The organism is Steroidobacter sp. (assembly GCF_036402275.1).
GTDB lineage: Bacteria > Pseudomonadota > Gammaproteobacteria > Steroidobacterales > Steroidobacteraceae > Steroidobacter.
This window is the reverse complement of the sequence record NZ_DASWTF010000022.1, coordinates 22462-39580: the sequence shown is the minus strand read 5'-3', so window position 1 is coordinate 39580 and position 17119 is coordinate 22462. Positions and strand designations below refer to the sequence as shown.

11 protein-coding genes are annotated in these 17119 nt (G+C 62.9%); 6 read left to right on the top strand and 5 right to left on the bottom strand.

What is annotated here, in order from left to right:
* Window positions 1–3678, top strand: a 3678-nt coding sequence (locus tag VGD45_RS11135) for a response regulator (protein WP_331155370.1), incomplete at its 5' end; no start/stop codon positions are given.
* Window positions 3660–5753 carry a response regulator gene (locus VGD45_RS11130; RefSeq protein WP_331155369.1) on the top strand — a complete coding sequence of 698 codons (2094 nt, stop codon included), beginning with the start codon at window positions 3660–3662 and terminating at the stop codon, window positions 5751–5753. The genes VGD45_RS11135 and VGD45_RS11130, both read left to right, overlap by 19 nt.
* A 79-nt stretch (window positions 5754–5832) precedes the next feature.
* Here VGD45_RS11130 and VGD45_RS11125 read toward each other — a convergent pair whose 3' ends face one another.
* Window positions 5833–8169: an acylase gene (locus VGD45_RS11125; RefSeq protein ID WP_331155368.1), complete on the bottom strand. Its 2337-nt coding sequence runs from the start codon at window positions 8167–8169 to the stop codon at window positions 5833–5835.
* A 279-nt stretch (window positions 8170–8448) separates the two neighbouring features.
* Here VGD45_RS11125 and VGD45_RS11120 point away from each other — a divergent pair, with 279 nt between their 5' ends.
* Window positions 8449–9912, top strand: a complete 1464-nt coding sequence (locus tag VGD45_RS11120) for a DEAD/DEAH box helicase (protein WP_331155367.1) — start codon at window positions 8449–8451, stop codon at window positions 9910–9912.
* Between the two features lie 10 nt (window positions 9913–9922).
* On the opposite strand, the gene VGD45_RS11115 is transcribed toward VGD45_RS11120, so the two are convergent.
* Genes VGD45_RS11115 through VGD45_RS11105 form a run of 3 tightly spaced genes read right to left on the bottom strand, consistent with a single transcriptional unit; the run spans window position 9923 to window position 13319 of the window.
* On the bottom strand, window positions 9923–11101 hold the full coding sequence (locus VGD45_RS11115; RefSeq protein WP_331155366.1) for an ABC transporter permease: 1179 nt from the start codon (window positions 11099–11101) through the stop codon (window positions 9923–9925).
* Window positions 11101–11829 (bottom strand): ATP-binding cassette domain-containing protein, encoded by a 729-nt coding sequence (locus VGD45_RS11110; RefSeq protein ID WP_331155365.1) that lies wholly within the window; start codon window positions 11827–11829, stop codon window positions 11101–11103. Before VGD45_RS11110 ends, VGD45_RS11115 begins: the two co-directional genes overlap by 1 nt.
* Window positions 11826–13319: an alpha/beta fold hydrolase gene (locus VGD45_RS11105; protein ID WP_331155364.1), complete on the bottom strand. Its 1494-nt coding sequence runs from the start codon at window positions 13317–13319 to the stop codon at window positions 11826–11828. Before VGD45_RS11105 ends, VGD45_RS11110 begins: the two co-directional genes overlap by 4 nt.
* Before the next feature lie 130 nt (window positions 13320–13449).
* Here VGD45_RS11105 and VGD45_RS11100 point away from each other — a divergent pair, with 130 nt between their 5' ends.
* From VGD45_RS11100 to VGD45_RS11090, 3 genes are read left to right on the top strand one after another with little or no spacing between them, the layout of a single operon-like run.
* On the top strand, window positions 13450–14223 hold the full coding sequence (locus VGD45_RS11100; RefSeq protein WP_331155363.1) for a class I SAM-dependent methyltransferase: 774 nt from the start codon (window positions 13450–13452) through the stop codon (window positions 14221–14223).
* A gap of 43 nt (window positions 14224–14266) precedes the next feature.
* The gene (locus tag VGD45_RS11095) at window positions 14267–15073 is read left to right on the top strand and encodes a DUF3014 domain-containing protein (RefSeq protein ID WP_331155362.1); all 807 of its coding nucleotides are present in this window, start codon (window positions 14267–14269) and stop codon (window positions 15071–15073) included.
* Between the two features lie 40 nt (window positions 15074–15113).
* A complete protein-coding gene (locus VGD45_RS11090; protein ID WP_331155361.1) occupies window positions 15114–16211 on the top strand; it encodes a hypothetical protein in 1098 nt (365 codons plus the stop codon).
* Here VGD45_RS11090 and VGD45_RS11085 read toward each other — a convergent pair.
* A complete protein-coding gene (locus tag VGD45_RS11085) occupies window positions 16195–17073 on the bottom strand; it encodes an alpha/beta hydrolase (RefSeq protein WP_331155360.1) in 879 nt (292 codons plus the stop codon). The genes VGD45_RS11090 and VGD45_RS11085 overlap by 17 nt on opposite strands.
* Window positions 17074–17119: the final 46 nt, after the last annotated feature.

Here is a 17119-nt window from a genome sequence, read left to right as displayed (position 1 = left end):
GGCGAGGTGACGCGCGTGGCGCGCGAGGTCGGCACCGACGGCCGGCTCGGCGGCCAGGCGGTGGTGCCGGGCGTGGGCGGCACCTGGAAGGATCTGACCGACAATGTGAACGCTATGGCCGGCAACCTCACCGGCCAGGTGCGCAACATCGCCGAGGTGACCACCGCCGTGGCGCGCGGTGACTTGTCGAAGAAGATCACTGTCGAGGTGAAGGGCGAGATCCTGGAGCTCAAGGACACCATCAACACGATGGTCGACCAGCTCAATTCATTCGCGTCCGAAGTCACCCGCGTCGCGCGCGAAGTCGGCACCGAAGGCAAGCTCGGCGGTCAGGCGAAAGTCGAAGGCGTCGCCGGCACCTGGAAGGACCTCACCGATAACGTGAACCACATGGCCGCGAACCTGACCGGCCAGGTCCGAAACATCGCCGAGGTCGTGACCTCGGTGGCGCAGGGCGATCTGAAACGAAAGCTGGTCGTGGAAGCCAAAGGCGAGATCGCCGCGCTCGCCAGCACGATCAACGGCATGATCGACACGCTCGCGACGTTCGCCGACCAGGTGACCAACGTGGCGCGCGAAGTGGGCACCGAAGGCAAGCTCGGCGGCCAGGCCAGCGTGCCGGGCGCCGCCGGTTTGTGGCGCGACCTGACCGACAACGTGAACCAGCTCGCCGCGAATCTCACGACGCAGGTGCGCGCCATCGCCGAAGTGGCGACGGCCGTGACCAAGGGCGATCTCACGCGATTCATCACGGTGGAAGCTTCGGGCGAAGTGGCCTCGCTCAAGGACAACATCAACGAGATGATTCGTAACCTCAAGGACACCACGCAAAAGAACAACGAGCAGGACTGGCTCAAGACCAACATCGCTCGCTTCAACCGCCTGTTGCAGGGCCAGCGCGACATCCGCCACGTGTCGAACCTGATCCTGTCGCAGCTCGTACCGCTGGTGAACGCGCACCAGGCGTTGTTCTATCTCACGCGCCAGGACGGCGGCGAAAACGTTCTGGAACTGGTCGCGAGCTACGCCGCGCCGAATCGCCGTCGTCCGCCGCAGAAGCTCAGACTCGGCGATGGTCTGATCGGTCAATGCGCCGTCGAGAAACGTTCGATGCTGCTGACCGACGCGCCTCACGACTACATGCGGGTCACCTCGGGCTTGGGTGAAGCCAAACCCTCCACGGTGATCGTGCTTCCGGCGTTGTTCGAAGGCGAAGTGAAGGCCGTGCTGGAGCTGGGCTCGTTCGAGCGCTTCAGCACCATCCATACGCTGTTCCTGGATCAGCTGATGGAAAGTATCGGCATCGTGCTCAACACGCTGGCCGCGAACATGCAGACCGAAGCGCTGCTGGCGCAGTCGCAGCTGCTGACCGCCGAGTTGCAGAGCCAGCAGGAAGAGCTGAAGAAAACCAACGACCGGCTGGAGCAGCAGGCCACGACCTTGCAACGCTCCGAAGACCTGCTGCGCTCCCAACAGGAGGAGTTGCGCGGCAAGAACGAAGAGCTGGTGGAAAAGGCCAATCTGCTGTCCTGGCAGAACAAGCAGGTGGAAGCCAAGAATCAGGAAGTGGAGCGCGCCAAGGAAATGCTCGAGGAAAAGGCCGAGCAGCTGGCGCTCACGTCCAAGTACAAGTCCGAGTTCCTGGCGAACATGTCGCACGAGCTGCGGACGCCGCTCAACAGCCTGCTGATTCTTTCCAAGCTGCTCGCCGACAACGCCGATGCGAATCTCACGGGCAAGCAGATCGAGTTCGCGCAGACCATCAATCGCGCGGGCACCGAGCTGCTGGCGCTCATCAACGACATTCTCGACCTGTCGAAGATCGAATCCGGCACGGTCACGCTCGACGTGAGCACCGTCCATTTCGCCGAAGTGGTCGACAACTTGCAACGCAGCTTCGAGCAGGTGGCGAGCGACCGCAAGCTGCAGCTAAAGATCGAGCTCGATCCGTCGCTGCCGCGGACCATGATCACCGACGAAAAACGCTTGCAGCAGATCCTCAAGAATCTGCTGTCGAACGCGTTCAAGTTCACCCACGAGGGCGGCGTCGAGCTGTCCATCTATCGCGCCAGCAACGGCTGGAATCCTTCCAACCAGTCGCTAAACTCGGCGTCGTCGGTGGTCGCGTATTCGGTGCACGACACCGGCATCGGCATCGCGGCCGACAAGTTGCGCGTGATCTTCGAAGCCTTCCAGCAGGCCGACGGCACCACGAGCCGCAAATATGGCGGCACCGGTCTCGGTCTGTCGATCAGCCGCGAAATCTGTCGTCTGCTGGGCGGCGAGATCACCGTGGAGAGCAAGCCGACCGAGGGCAGCACGTTCACGCTGTACTTGCCCATGACGCACGATTTCTCCAAGGCGGCCGTGACCACAACGACGGTCGACCCTCCGCCGCGTGCGTACACGCTTGCGCCGACGCCGTCGATCATCGTGAGTCGGGAGTCGACGCCGTTGCTGGTCGCTTCCGAGTTGACGGACGACCGACAGAATATTCAGTCCGGCGATCGCGTGCTGCTGATCATCGAGGACGATGTGAAGTTCGGTCGCATCCTGCTCGATCTCGCGCACGATCGCGGCTTCAAGGCCGTCGTTTCCGCGACGGGTAGCGGGGCGTTGCCGCTGGTGCGGCGGTTCAATCCGTCCGTCATCACCTTGGACATCAATCTGCCGGACATGGATGGCTGGCGGCTGCTGGACATTCTCAAGCGTAGCGCCGAGACGCGGCACATTCCGATTCACATCATCTCGGTGGACGATCCACGCGAGCGCGGTCTGCAAATGGGCGCGTTCTCCGTGCTGGAAAAGCCTGTGGATCACGCGACCTTGCAAACGGCGCTGGCCCGCAGCGAGGAGTTCATCGCCCGCAAAGTGAAAGAGCTGCTGCTGGTGGAGGACGACGACCTGCAGAGCGGTGAGATCCAGAAGTTGATTGGCAATGGCGACGTGCACCTCACGCGCGTGACGACCGGTCGCGAGGCGTTGCAGGCGCTGCAGAACAACCATTTCGACTGCGTCGTCCTGGATCTGGTGCTACCGGACATGGACGGCGTGCAGTTGATCGAAACGATCCGTCGCGACACCTCGCGCCGCCTGCCGGTGATCATTCACACGGCCAAGGATCTGAACCCGGCCGACGAGGCCAAGCTGCGCAACCTGGTCGAGTCCTTCATTCTCAAGAGCCCGGAGTCGCCCGAGCAGCTGTTCGACGAGACCGCGCTGTTCCTGCACCGGTTCGTCGAGAACATGCCCGAAGACCGGCGCATGATCATCGAGAAGGCGCGACGCCGCGAGCCCGGTCTCGCCGGGCGCAAAGTGCTGATCGTCGACGACGATATCCGTAATATTTTCTCGCTGACCGGCGTGCTCGAACAGCACGACATCGAAGTGCTGCACGCCGAGAGCGGCCGCGAAGGAATCGCCATGTTGAACGAGACTCCCAACGTCGACATGGTGCTGATGGATGTGATGATGCCGGACATGGATGGTTACGAGACCATGCGCCAAATCCGCCGTAACGAACGTTTCCGCAAACTGCCCATGATTGCCATTACCGCCAAGGCCATGAAAGGCGACCGCGAAAAATGCATCGACGCGGGCGCTTCGGAATACATTTCCAAGCCGGTCGATGTCGACCAGCTGGTTTCGATGATGCGCGTGTGGCTGCGGCGCGTTTGAACAACGGTCCTCAGTTCGCCGGCCCCCATATTGCTGGTGCTGCCGATGCGGCGCCGGCAACGGATGTTACTGGCAAGCTGCCGGCCCTGCCGACGCGCGCGACCATTCTCATCGTCGACGACGAAGCGAACAATCGTTTCGCCTTGTCGCAGGTGCTGGCCGAGCTCGAAGAGACCGTCGTGGAAGCAGCGTCCGGTGAGGATGCGTTGCGCTTCCTGTTGCGAGAAGAATGCGCGGTCATCCTGCTCGACGCCAACATGCCGGGCCTCGACGGGTACACCACGGCCGAGCTGATCCGGCGTCGCGAACGGTCGCGACACATCCCCATCATTTTCGTCAGCGCCATCGATCGCGACGACGAGCACATCGCGCGCGCCTACTCGATGGGCGCGGTCGACTATGTCTTCAAGCCGGTCGATCCGGTCATCCTGCGCTCCAAAGTCGCGGTGCTGATCGATCTGTATCGCAAGAGTGCGGAGGTGGAGCGCAAGGCCGCGCTCGAACGTTTCCTGCAGGAAGAGAACCTGCGTATCCGCCAGGAGAAGCTCGAAGCCGAACGTCAGTTGCGCCAGGTCGAGGAGCGCCAGACGGCCATCGTGCGCTCGTTGCCAATCGCGCTGTACAGCGCCAGTGTGGACGGCGGCTTCTCCGGGCCGCGGTTCATCAGCGACGTCATCGCGGACCTGGTGGGGTTCACGCCCAATCAGGTTTTGAACGATCCGCATCTGTGGGTGAATCGTATTCATCCCGACGATCGCGATCGGGTGCTCAACGAAGTGGCGAGCATCCCGGTGGTTGGCGGGATGTCCACCGAATATCGCTGGCTGTGCGCCGATGGCTCGCATCGCTGGTTCCTGGATCGCGCGGTTTTGATCCGTCACGAGGGGCGGCCGTTCGAGATCTTCGGCAGCTGCCTCGACGTCACCGACCGACGCCGCGTCGAACAGCAGCTGATTCAATCGCAGAAGATGGAGGCGGTCGGACAGCTCACCGGCGGTATCGCGCACGACTTCAACAACATGCTGACAGTCGTGATCGGCAATCTCGATTCGCTGGCTCGCGCGCTGAAGGGCACCGGCCGGAACTTCGATCGCGCGCAGATGGCGCTCACTGGCGCGTTGAGCTGCGCCGAGCTCACGCGTCGAATGCTGGCTTTTGCGCGCCGTCAGCCGTTGCAGCCCAGCGCGGTGAATTTGGGCGAGGTGAGTCGCAATATCACCAAGCTGCTCGGCCGCACGCTCGGCGAAAGAATCGTCATCGACGTGCTCGTGCAGGATGACTTGTGGAACGTGCTCGCCGATCCGGCGCAGGTCGAATCGTCACTGATCAATCTGGCCGTGAACGCCCGCGACGCCATGCAGGACGGCGGCACCTTAACTATCGAAGCCCGCAACGTCAGCCGCGCCGAGCGCGATGCCGATCTTCCGGAGGGCGACTTCGTTTTGTTGTGTGTGACCGATACGGGCGCCGGCATGACGCCCGAGGTGCTGGAGCGCGCGCTCGAACCGTTCTTCACGACCAAACGCATGGGACATGGCACGGGCCTTGGCCTGAGCATGGTGTATGGCTTCGTCAAACAATCGGGCGGCCATGTGAAGATCATCAGCACGCCGGGCCGTGGCACCAGCGTCCGCATTTATTTGCCGCGCACCGAGACGGCTCCCTCGGCCAGCGCCAGCGTTGGGGAAGATCTGTCGTTGTCCGGGCGAGATCGAACCATTCTCCTGGTCGAGGACGATGCCGGCGTACGAGCCGTGACGGCGGCGATGCTGAAAGAACTGCAGTTCAACGTCATCGAAGCGGACAACGGCAACCGCGCACTGGAGCTCGTCGACCGCGAGTCGGACATCGATTTGCTGTTCACCGACATCGTCATGCCCGGCGGCATGAACGGCTTCGAGCTCGGCCGCCTCGCCCGCGAACGCCGCCCCCAACTCCCGGTCCTCTACGCCACCGGCTACTCCGGCTCCTACGCCGCCCCGGAGAAAGGCGCCGATATGCTCGCCAAGCCGTACCGCGAAGCCGACCTCCGCAGCAAACTTCGCGGCCTCTTACCCACTCGCGCCCGCGCGTAAGAGGTTGGCAACGGGAAGAAAGGTTCAGCGCTGCCGCCTGCCTTCCCGATACCGCGACGCGAGCCACAGACGCGAGCTCTTAGTTACCTTTCAAGGCGAGCGAGCGTAACTCCTTATCCGCCGCGATCTCCGCCTCGGTGAACGGCAGCTGCAGCCATTGACCGATCGAATACAACTTCGTCTGATCCACCACAAACGGCGAATCCGCCTCTTCCGATTGCGAATAAGTCAGCAGACCCCGAGCGTCCACTTCGCCGGCGTCGGTCCACGTCACTACTTGGATCCAGCTGTTGCCGGTGATGATGGGTGTATAGCCCTTCCCCGGTGCGAGCTTCGCGCCGATCATGCTGAACATTCCCGTCGCGTGCGCGCCGCCGGGGATGCCGATCTTTTCGCCGTTGTGTTCGGTGTATTGCACCTCGCCCCACGGCGCATCGAGCGGAATCTGTGCGTCATTCAAACTCTTCGTTGCCGTCGCCAGCGCCGTCATCACCGCCTTGCGAACCTTCGCATCCTCGACATTGATCTGCCTCGGTGTGTGCACCGGATCATTCACATCGAACGGCGTCTTCCAGAGATTGGGCGTCGCACTCATCAACGGCCACGCCTCAGTCCACACCTGCGCGCCGCGGCTCGTGACATTCTGCTTGCGGTCCCACCCGGCCAGGACCTCGCAGGTCTTGGTGACATCCACAGCATCCTTATCCAGCTTCACCGACTTCGGCTCTCGTTTGCAGACAGCGAGCACCTCATCCAGCACCAGCTCCGCGCTGTAGTTACGATGGCTGAACAGCAGGTCCTGCAGCCGCTGAGCATCGATGCGGTTCGACTCCTTGGCCTGCAGTACCTCGTTCACCATCACTAAACCAGCTCGCGTCCGCAACGAACGTTCGGTTTTCTCCGAGCCGATAATGGGCGAATAACCTTCCAGCGGCTGCTGCGGGTTCGATAGCCAATAGCTGTCGTTGGAGTTGGTCACGTAATCGTCGCGCATCAAATGCGGCAACTGTTCCGGCGGCAGGATGCCCGGCTGCTGAGCTCGCTGATCGACACGCCATTCGCAATCCGGCGCCCCTCGCAACACCACCACCCGCCACGCGCCCCAGCGCTGCACAGACTGACTGGAGCACGCCTTGATCAGCTGTCCATCGACGTTCGGCACCACCGAGAGATCGGCGTAGAGTGCCTTTCCATGGCGATCCGCCGCGATGGTGTTCACCCACGCCGTGCCCTGGCTGGTCTGCAGCGCCGCCAGAATGTCGTCGACGTTCTTGGCGCGCGCGAACTTCAAATACTGCTCGGGCGAACGATTGTTATCGATGTTGGAATCGCGAATCGCATACGCGCGCTCGCGAGTCCAGGGCAGGTCTCCATCTTCGAGCACTGGCCCGAAGTGGCTGTGATAGGTCGTCCGCTCTTCAGTCTTCAGCGAGCCATCCGGCTGGCGCACTTCAACAGTGACCGTGCGCGGCGTGAGCTTGCGAGTGTCCTCGCCATAGCGATACGACAGCGGATCGTTGGGGTCGAGCTGCAATTCATACAACGTAAAACGGAGCGCACTCGAAACAGTGTGCGTCCACGCGACGTCGCGATTGAACCCGATGCCAATGAACGGAGTCGTGATCAAGCCGACGCCCATCACGTCGATCTCCCCGGGGATCGTCAGATGCGCCATGTGAAAACGACTGCCGCCCGACCACGGATAGTGCGGGTTGCCGAGCATCAGGCCCTTGCCGTTGGTCGTGGCGCGCTTGCCGAACGCGATGGCGTTCGAGCCCATCATCGTCACGTCGTCCGCGAACGACGGTAGCAATGTGACTTTCTGCTCCTTGGCGCCTTTGTCGGGCGGCGCGGCGTTGGCGACTGCAGAGGGTGAGCGACCGACGCCGTAGCGGACGCCGACGCCGATGCCGATGCGCGCCATGTCCAATCCATCGATGGGACGTACCCAGGGCTGATTGCGGCAACTCGCCGGCAACTTCTCTCCGCCGTGGTCCGCGAGATAACGGTTGTAACCGGCGATGTAACCTTCCTGGAGAGCAGTCATCTCCTGCGGAAGGCGTGCCGCCGCGTGGGCGAGCGCCTGATCCGTGATGACCGATTTGTGGAAGATGTCAGCTTCGAGGCGACCTTCCTCGGGACCGAAGAACTTCGATTGTTCGCCCCGCACGATCACGAATTCACGCGCCAGCGTGCACACGGCATCCGTGGCTACGGCATACGCGAGGCCATAACCGAGACTGCCCCAGTTTTCTGCTTTGATATGCGGCACGCCGTGCGCGGTCCAGCGTATGTCGACGTTGTAGCGTTCGTTGCTCGCTGTCGCCTCGACCGCGGGCAGTTTGGCACAGGCGGCCAGGATAGTGACGACGGCGCACCCAATCATGACCGCCACAGGACGAATTCCAGATGTCATGAGCAAATCCTCCCCTCCCTTGGATGGCGCAACGTAGCGCGCCTCTTGAGATCCGGCAACGCCACCCCTAACGTGTGAACCGGTCGTCGCTCTGCAGAATTACCTCGTCAAATCGGGCCAATCCAGGTAGAGTGCGCGTCCATCGTCAGCCGCCGTCCGGTCGGCTTCATTCCTCGCGGTCTGTCGGCCCCCTCGTTTTGTAAGGCCCGCCTCGATTTGTCTCCCGCCTCACTGGATCCGAAACGCAAGTTTCCGCAGGCTGGTTGAGGAACTGTTTTCATGCCTTTTGCTGCTCTCGGGCTCATTCCCGAACTCACTCGTGCGCTCGCCGATCGTGGCTATAACGCGCCCACTCCCGTACAGGCGCGAGTGATCCCTGAAATCCTCACCGGCCGCGACGTGCTGGCCGGCGCCCAGACGGGTACCGGCAAGACCGCCGGCTTCACGCTGCCGCTGCTGCAGCGATTGCAAGGTGGCACGCCCTCGAAGGCGCCCCGCGTCCTCATCCTCGTTCCCACGCGTGAGCTCGCGACCCAGGTGAACGAAAGTGTCGCAAGCTACGGAAAGTATCTTCGTCATCGCAGCCTGACGATTTTCGGCGGCGTCAGCATCAATCCGCAGATCGATGCCTTGCGCCGGGGCGCGGACATTCTAGTCGCGACGCCCGGACGGCTGCTGGATCACGCTCAACAGCACACGGTCGATTTGTCTCGCGTCGAGATCTTCGTGCTCGACGAAGCCGATCGCATGCTCGACATGGGCTTCATCGCGGATATTCGACGCGTCATCAAGCTGCTGCCCAAGCAGCGGCAGAACCTGCTGTTCTCGGCCACGTATTCAGATGACATCCGGCGGCTGGCGCAGGGCCTGCTGCACAATCCGGTGGAGATCGAGGTTGCTCGGCGCAATGCCGCCGTCGATACGGTGGAGCAGCTTGTGTATTCGGTCGCGAAGGATCAGAAGCGCGCGCTGCTGTCCCATCTCATTCAGGATGGGGACTGGTCGCAGGTGCTCGTCTTCACGCGCACCAAACACGGCGCGAATCGGCTCGCCAAACAGCTGCAGCAGGATGGCATCGAGACTGCCGCGATTCATGGCAACAAGAGCCAGAATGCACGTACGGCCGCGCTGTCGGACTTCAAGAATTTTCGTATTCGCGCGCTGGTCGCGACGGAGGTCGCTTCGCGCGGCCTCGACATCAAAGAACTGCCGCACGTTGTGAATTACGAGCTGCCGAATGTGCCCGAGGACTACGTGCATCGAATCGGTCGCACTGGCCGCGCGGGCGCGACAGGTCTGGCTGTATCGCTGGTCTCGTCCGATGAGTCGGGCTTGCTGAAAGACATTGAAAAGCTGCTGCGCAAGCCGGTGCCGAAGGCTGCTCTCCCTCACTTCAAGCCGGCGGTTCGCGGACAGGATCGTGAAGATTCGGACGAGCGGCCCGAGTCGCCACAACAGCGACCGCCGCAGCGAGGCCAGCAAGGCCGCCCGCATCACCATCAACATCAGCAACAAAGCGGCGCGCCGGGCGCCGGCGGCGAAGGCCGCCGTCGTCGTCGCAAACGTCGCGGCGGCGGTGGCGGGCAACAACAGCCTCAGCAAGCACATCAATCGGGCCAACAACCGCGCCATGCTCATGGCCAACGCCCGTCACGACCTCACGGTCACGGACAAGGTCACGGTCAAGGACGCCCGCAACAGCAGCGCGGGCAGCGCGGATCGGATCGGAATCGGACGGTTTAGCTCACAACGCTCATCCGAGAATGGCCTCGCGCTGATATAGCTTGATCGCGAGCGCCACCAGCAGCCCGCCCAATACCAGCGTGGTCCCGGCGCAAATCAAAACATGCAGCGCCGGGATCGTGTCACCACGCATCAAGCTCGTCGCGAGCAAGTGCTGGCTCAGACTGGGCACCGCCATGAGCGCGGCGCTCGGTTTGGTTCCGCTGAGGACGGCGAACATGATGGGTGCGATGGGCAGCATCATCACGACGGACAGCCACGACTGCGCTTCGCGATTGCTTCGTGTGAATGACGCCACGACCGTCATCAATCCCGCGCCCATGGGCACGAACGTCAGCATCACCGCCGAGATCGCCAGGATCACGCGGGGGCCAAAGTTGGCGGACATGCCGAGCGCTTCCAGCGGAATGAACGTGAGCACGACCCCGAACGTCGCGAGCGTCAGCAGCAGCGAGATCGACATGAACGCGGCCGTCGCCAGCATCTTGCCCACGATCAACTGAGAACGCCGCACGGGCAACGACAGCAACGGCTCCAGCGAGCCGCGCTCGCGTTCTCCCGCGGTCGTATCGACGGCCAGATAGAAACCTCCCACCAGCATCGACATGAAACAAAAGTAAGTCATCATGCCGAGCACCAGCAGCGCCCGTCCTGCGGGAGTGGCGACGTCGAGCGTATGTACGCCGACAGGCTGGATCACCTTGGGATTGATGCCTCGAACCATCAGGCGCAGCGCCGCCAATTGATGTCCGTAAGCTTCGAGCAGCTGCCGCGCTCGATCGGCGCTCGGCGAGGTCCGGCTGTTGGAGGTATCGACGACCAATGAGATCGGCGCGGACTCGCCCGATTGCAGCGCTTCGCCATAGTCCTCGCCGACGATCAGCACAAAGTCTTTCTGTCCCGAGCGAACCGCTTCCATAGCCTGGTCGCTCGTGAATTGCACGTCCTCGACCTTTACGCCGTTCTCGCGCAGGAAATGCACGAGATTCGGTGCATGGGCCGCGCCGGCGATGGGCAGGTCCAGCGGCTTGTCCTGATTCTCGACCGCGCGTCGGGACACCATCGTCGTGGTGAGCCCGAAGATCACCGGCGCCAGCAGCACACCGAAAAAGAACGCCGAGAGGATGACGCGGCGGTCGCGCAGATTCTCCAGCACTTCCTTGCGGAAGACAGTCCAGATCGCGCCCATTACGCCACCTCGTCCCGATCGGCGGCGCGCACGAACGCTTCTTCCAAATCCGGAGCGCCCGTGGCCTTGAGGATTTCAGCCGGCGTGCCACGCACGACCACCCGACCGTGCGAGATGATCACGATGTCGTCGCACAAGGCGGCGACTTCCTGCATCACATGACTGGAGAACAGCACGCACCGCCCGGACTCCCGCAACCCTCGAATCAGCTCGCGCAACATGCGCACGGCATTCACGTCGAGCCCGTTGGTGGGCTCGTCGAGAATGATGGTTTGCGGCCGGTGAACCAGCGCCCGCGCCAAACCGACCTTGAGCCGCTCACCTTGTGAATAACCTTTAGCGCGTCGCTCGGCAACGCCGCCGAGGCCGAGGCGTTCGATCAACTCATCGATGGACCGCGTGAGCTCGGCTCCGCGCAGGCCGTGCAGCTCGCCGTAATAGCGAATGTTCTCGCGCCCACTCAAATGCGCATACAGCCCGCTGGCATGAGGCAGCACACCCAACGACCGGCGAACCTGCAAGGCGTTGGTGGCGCAGTCATGCCCGTCGATCAGCGCACGCCCTTCGTCGGCGCGTATGACAGTGCTCAGGATACGCAGCGTGGTCGACTTGCCCGCGCCGTTGTGACCCAGCAGGCCGGTGATGCGGCCGTCCCCGGCCGAGAAAGAAACATCGTGTAACGCCTGCACCGCGCCGAAGCGCTTTTTCAACCCTTCGACTTGAATCATGGGGCAGGCGCCGAGCGTGACAGCAGGAAAGGAGCGGGGGTGACGTTGCGCAGGCAGGCGTCGTCCAGCGAGTCGGCCGTGCCAGCGCCGATGAACTCGGCAACTACGCGCGGCATGCAGCCGACCGCGATCTGACCGTGACCTTGGCCCTCGAGCACCAGATGTTTCGACTTCGAGAGCCCGGGCAGGATCTGCTCGCCATAGCGCGCCGGTGTCACCGGATCGTTGCCGCCAGAGAGCACCAGAGTCGGAATCGCGCTCTGCAAAGGTTTGCTGAAGTCCTCGTCCACCGGACCGCGCGGCCACTGTTCGCAGATGGTCCGCATCGAAGTCATGAAACTCTCGCCGATATATGTTTTAGCCAACGCGGACTGTGGCACGGACCGCTCATCCCAGCGGGGCGCGTCCTCGCTGCACACCACGGCGAAGTGCATTCCGTACGCGAACTGCGTGTCCAGGCTGCGCTTGATCATCAAATACTGAGCGGCCAATGCCTGCGGCTGTCCGGTTTCGGCTTCTTGAATGAGCAGCGGCAGCGCCGACAGCGTCTCGTCCGAGTAACTCAGCAATCGAACCGCTGCGGTGAGCTCGGGCGCGCCGAGCCGCGCCTGCACGGGTTCCGCGCTCAGCGGATCCGGAATGGAAAGAGCGATCGGTTGTTCCTGGACCCGGGCGCGCAAGGTCGCGAACGTCGCGGCGATGTCTGGAAAGGCGCGTTTGCAGTCCGAGCTCGAGGTGCAACGAGCGAACGCCTGGTCGATGGCGGCTTGCGCGTCGAGCGCGATGTCCGGTCCCAAGGCCAGCTGCGGCGGCACGACGCCGTCGAGGATCGCGACCCGCACGCGCTTTGGATACCGTCGCATGTAGTGCTGAGCGACGCGCGTTCCATACGACACGCCGTACAGATCCAGCTTCTGATAGCCCAGTGCGGCGCGAACGTCGTCGAGATCGCGAACCGCGACGCTGGTGGTGTAGTAGCGAGGATCTCCCGGCAAATTATCGAGACACACCTTTGTGAGCTCGCGCAGCTGTTGCGGATCGCTGAACGTGATGTCGCTCTCGTCCGGAAAGGTGCAATCCATCCGATTCGATTTGCCCGTGCCGCGCTGGTCGACCAGCACGATGTCACGATCGCGTCGGACGCGCGCCAGGGCCGGAGCGATGGAGATATAGAAATCGCTGGCCGCCTGTCCCGGTCCGCCGCTGAGCACGAACAGCGGATCGCCGACGGGCTCGAGGCGCAGCGATGGAATGACGGCGACATGCAGCCGAATCTGCTTGCCCGAAGGCTGTTCCCGGTTCTCGGGCACCGACAACCAGCCACAGCGCGCGGCCACGCTGCCGCCGGCAATCTCGCTCTGCAGCCGACAGTCCTGCCGCGCCAGACCGGCTGCCTGGGTTTGGAATGCGCTGCAAAAGGCCAGTGTCCCGACGAGCGCGACCCACGCGCCCCAACTCTGATGAACTGCCCTCGTGTGACTCGCCGACATCGGGTTCCTGATGGCAAAGGCCGAAGCGGGCAATGGTAGACGAACTGGGGCGGGAACCTGTGTGCGGCGATAACGGTCTGTTACATTCGCACGCCCAACCACGGTCCCAACGAGCCTTTGGAGTTATCTCATGCGCCCATCGTCGTTGCTCGCTGTCGCCGCCGCCGCGGCCTGCATGCTGCCGCTGACCGGCGCCTTCGCCAAGGACGAAGCCCTGGCCAAGGCCGTTGCCTCGGAGCATCGCTCACCGAATTTCGTAGCGCGTGACCCAGCCCGCAAGCCGCAGGAAGTGCTGGAGTTCATCGGCGTGAAGCCGAGCTCGACCGTGGTCGAGATCTCGCCGGGCGGCGGCTATTGGACCGAGATCCTCGCGCCCTACCTCGCTGACAAGGGCACTTATTACACGGCGGTCAGCCCGCGTGCAGTCGACAAGTGGCGGCAAAAGCTCGACAGCGACCAGGCTCGTTACGGCAAGGTGAAGGTCACCGACATGAGCGAGCCCGCGCCGGCCGGCTCGGCCGACGTGGTCGTCACCTTCCGCAACGTGCACAACTGGATGGGCCAGGGCACCGCCGACCAGGCGTTCGCCTCGTTCTACAAGGCGCTCAAGCCGGGTGGCATTCTGGGCGTCGAGGAACACCGCGCGCCTGCCGATAAACCGCAAGATCCGAAGGCGGCCGACGGCTATGTGCGCGAGGACTACACCATTCAGCTGGCCGAGAAGGCCGGTTTCAAGCTGGTGAGCCGCTCCGATCTGCTGAACAATCCCAAGGACACCAAGGATCATCCCAAGGGCGTCTGGACGCTGCCGCCAACCCTGGCGCTGGGCGAGCAGGACCGGGCCAAGTACCAGGCCATCGGCGAGGCCGACAACTTTCTGTTGAAGTTTCAGAAGCCGCAGTGAGGCCGGCCGCGAACTGCTGACTTGAAGCAGCGAGGAGCCACGAGTGGAAGAAGAGCAGAAAAAATGGCTGTATTACGCGATTCCCGTCGTGGTCGCGGCGGGCATCGGCGCAGCCTTGTATTGGGGGCGTTCGCACCGGCAGGCGGAGCAACAGGCCAAACAGCCGCCCGCCATCGCTCAACCCGAGGCAACGACGCCGGCGACTGAGCCGCCGGTGCGTAATCCGCTGGAAGAAACTCCACCTCCGCAGCCCTTGCCCTCGATCGAAGAGAGCGATCCGCCACTGCAGGAGTCGCTAAGTGGCGTTTTCGGCCGCGCGCTGGATCCGTTCCTGGTGCCGAAGAACATCGTCCGGCACACGGTCGTGACCATCGACAATCTGCCCCGGAAAAAAACAGCGGTGCAGATGTGGCCGGTGAAAGGAATCGGTGGCGAGCTGACCGCGACCGGCAATGGCGAGGAGCTCACGCTCAGCGCCGATAACTACGCGCGCTACGAGCCGGTGATCAAGATCGTGCAGAACACCGACACGGCGCAGCTGGTCGCCCTGTACAAACAATACTATCCGTTGTTTCAGGAGGCGTACGTCGGATTGGGCTATCCGGAGGGCTACTTCAACGATCGGCTGGTCGAGGTGATCGATCATCTGCTCGCGACCCCGGACGTGCCCGGTCCGATCAAACTGCGCCGCCCCAGCGTCAATTTCGAGTTCGTCGATCCGGAGCTGGAGAGCCGCTCCTCGGGACAGAAGCTGCTGATCCGCATGGGCAGCGCCAATGCGGCCATCGTGAAAGACAAATTGCGCCAGCTACGCAGCGCCATCGCCAAGCAGGCGCCGCCGCCCGGTTGAGATTTGTTCGGCCTGCGTCATTGAAGACAGGAGCGTCATCATGAGCAAAGTCGTTCTGATACTCGCGGCCACGTCGGTCGGGCTCGGTCTGGTCAGTCTGCATCTGGTCAAGCAGCTACGTGATAGTGACGCCACGGTCACCGCATTGAAGACGCAGGTGGCCGAGCTGGAAAAGCAGACGCGCGTGACGGCGGTGCCACCAGTATTTTCGGTGATGCCCGCACCGCCGGTCGCCGCTGTAGCGGTGACGCAGGCGGTCCCGTCGAATGATGCGGCGAAACCGGCTGCGGCCCGAGCCTCCGCCGAAGCACAGCCTATGCAAATGCGCTCGCGCGAAGACGCCATGCGCATGATGCGGGAGCATCGCGAGCGCGAACGGCAGCTGATGCAGGATCCCGAGTATCGCGAGGCGATGCGCCTGCAAGCCCGCAACAACCTGGCGCGTCAGCATCCCGACGTGATCGAAGAGCTGGGTCTCAATCCGAAACAGGCCGAGGAATTCTTCGGCATGCTCGCCGATCAGCAGATGCGCAGCCAGGAGCTGATGTCTCCGCCGTGGGCGGACGCCGAGAACCTCGATCCTGCCGTCCAACAGGAGCGCTACAAGCGGATTCACCAGACCGCCAGCGAGATGCAGCGTAATAACGAAGCGGAGCTCGCGACGCGCTTCGGCCAGGACAAGCTGCTGGCGTGGAAGGAATATCAGTCTACCTGGGGCATGCGCTACCAGCTCGATCACATGCGTAGCACCCTGGCGGCCACGGGCATGCCGCTGGACGAGGAGCTGAGCAAACCCTTACTGAAGGCGCTGGCGGAAGCGCAAAAAGCCGAGATGGACGCGTACAACACGGCGGCGAAGCAGGGCGGGCCAGGTGCGAAACTTGCGGCCAGTGTCGCCTTCGAGAGCAACAACGGTGAGTGGCAGCTCGAGCAAACCAAAAAGCGCAATCAACGCATGCTCGATGCCATCTCTTCCTATCTCACGTATGAGCAACGCACGGCCATCGAGAAAGAGCAGCAAGCGCAGCTGAAGATGCAGGAGGCACAGATGCGCCTCATGCGCGAGCGCGGCGATGCGAACGGCAATCGAGGTTTCTACAGCACGAGCGGCAACGCGCAGCTCATTCCTTTGCAGTAGGGACCAGGCGGCCGAGGAAGTCACGAATCAGCGGCACGACGGTCTCGAAGTGAGATTCGAGGAGCCAGTGGCCGCCGTCGGTCACGTGCAGTTCTGCGTTCGGCAGATCGCGCAGATACGCACGCGCTGACTCCTCGGGCATGTAGCCATCGCGTGGACCCCACACGATCAACGTCGGCGGCTGGTGCTCGCGCAGATACTGCTGATAGCGCGGGAACCATTCGAGGTTCGCCTTCAGCTGTTCCATCAATTGCACGGCGACCTGGCGTCGCACCGGTGTGTTCATCAGCGGCCAATGCAGCTTCCAGAGATCGGGCGGAATCCTTTCGACGTGTCGCTCGTCGATCTCGCCGACGAACTCATCTCGAAAGCCTTGCTCGCTGACCGCCTCCTCCAGCACGGCGCGATGCTCGGGCGAAGGATCGCTCCAGTAGCGTTTGATCGCGCCGTACTTCGGGCCGAGCACATCCTCATAGATATCGCCATTCTGGACGATGAGTCCCGCAACTCGCCGCGGAGCTCGTATGGCGAGCCGCAAGCCGATCTGCGAGCCGTAGTCGTGCAGGTAGAGCACGTAGCGCCGCAGGTTCAGAGCGGCCGCGAACTGCTCCATGAACGTGGTGAACGCGTCGAAGTCGTAACCGAAGCGCTTCGGGTCGGGCGTGTCGCTGTAGCCGAAACCGGGATAGTCGGGAGCGACCAGCCGCCAGCCATCGGCGAGCGCCGGCAGCAGCCGTCGATACTGGAACGACGAGCAGGGATAACCGTGAGGCAGCAACAGCACGGGGGCTTCGGGCGGGCCGGCTTCGCGGTAGAAGATCTTCAGTCCGTTGAGATCGAGAAAGCGATGCGCGGCGTTCATGGGATTTAAATGTGCCCTCGCGTTCGCGGTTCCGATGCGCCGTGCT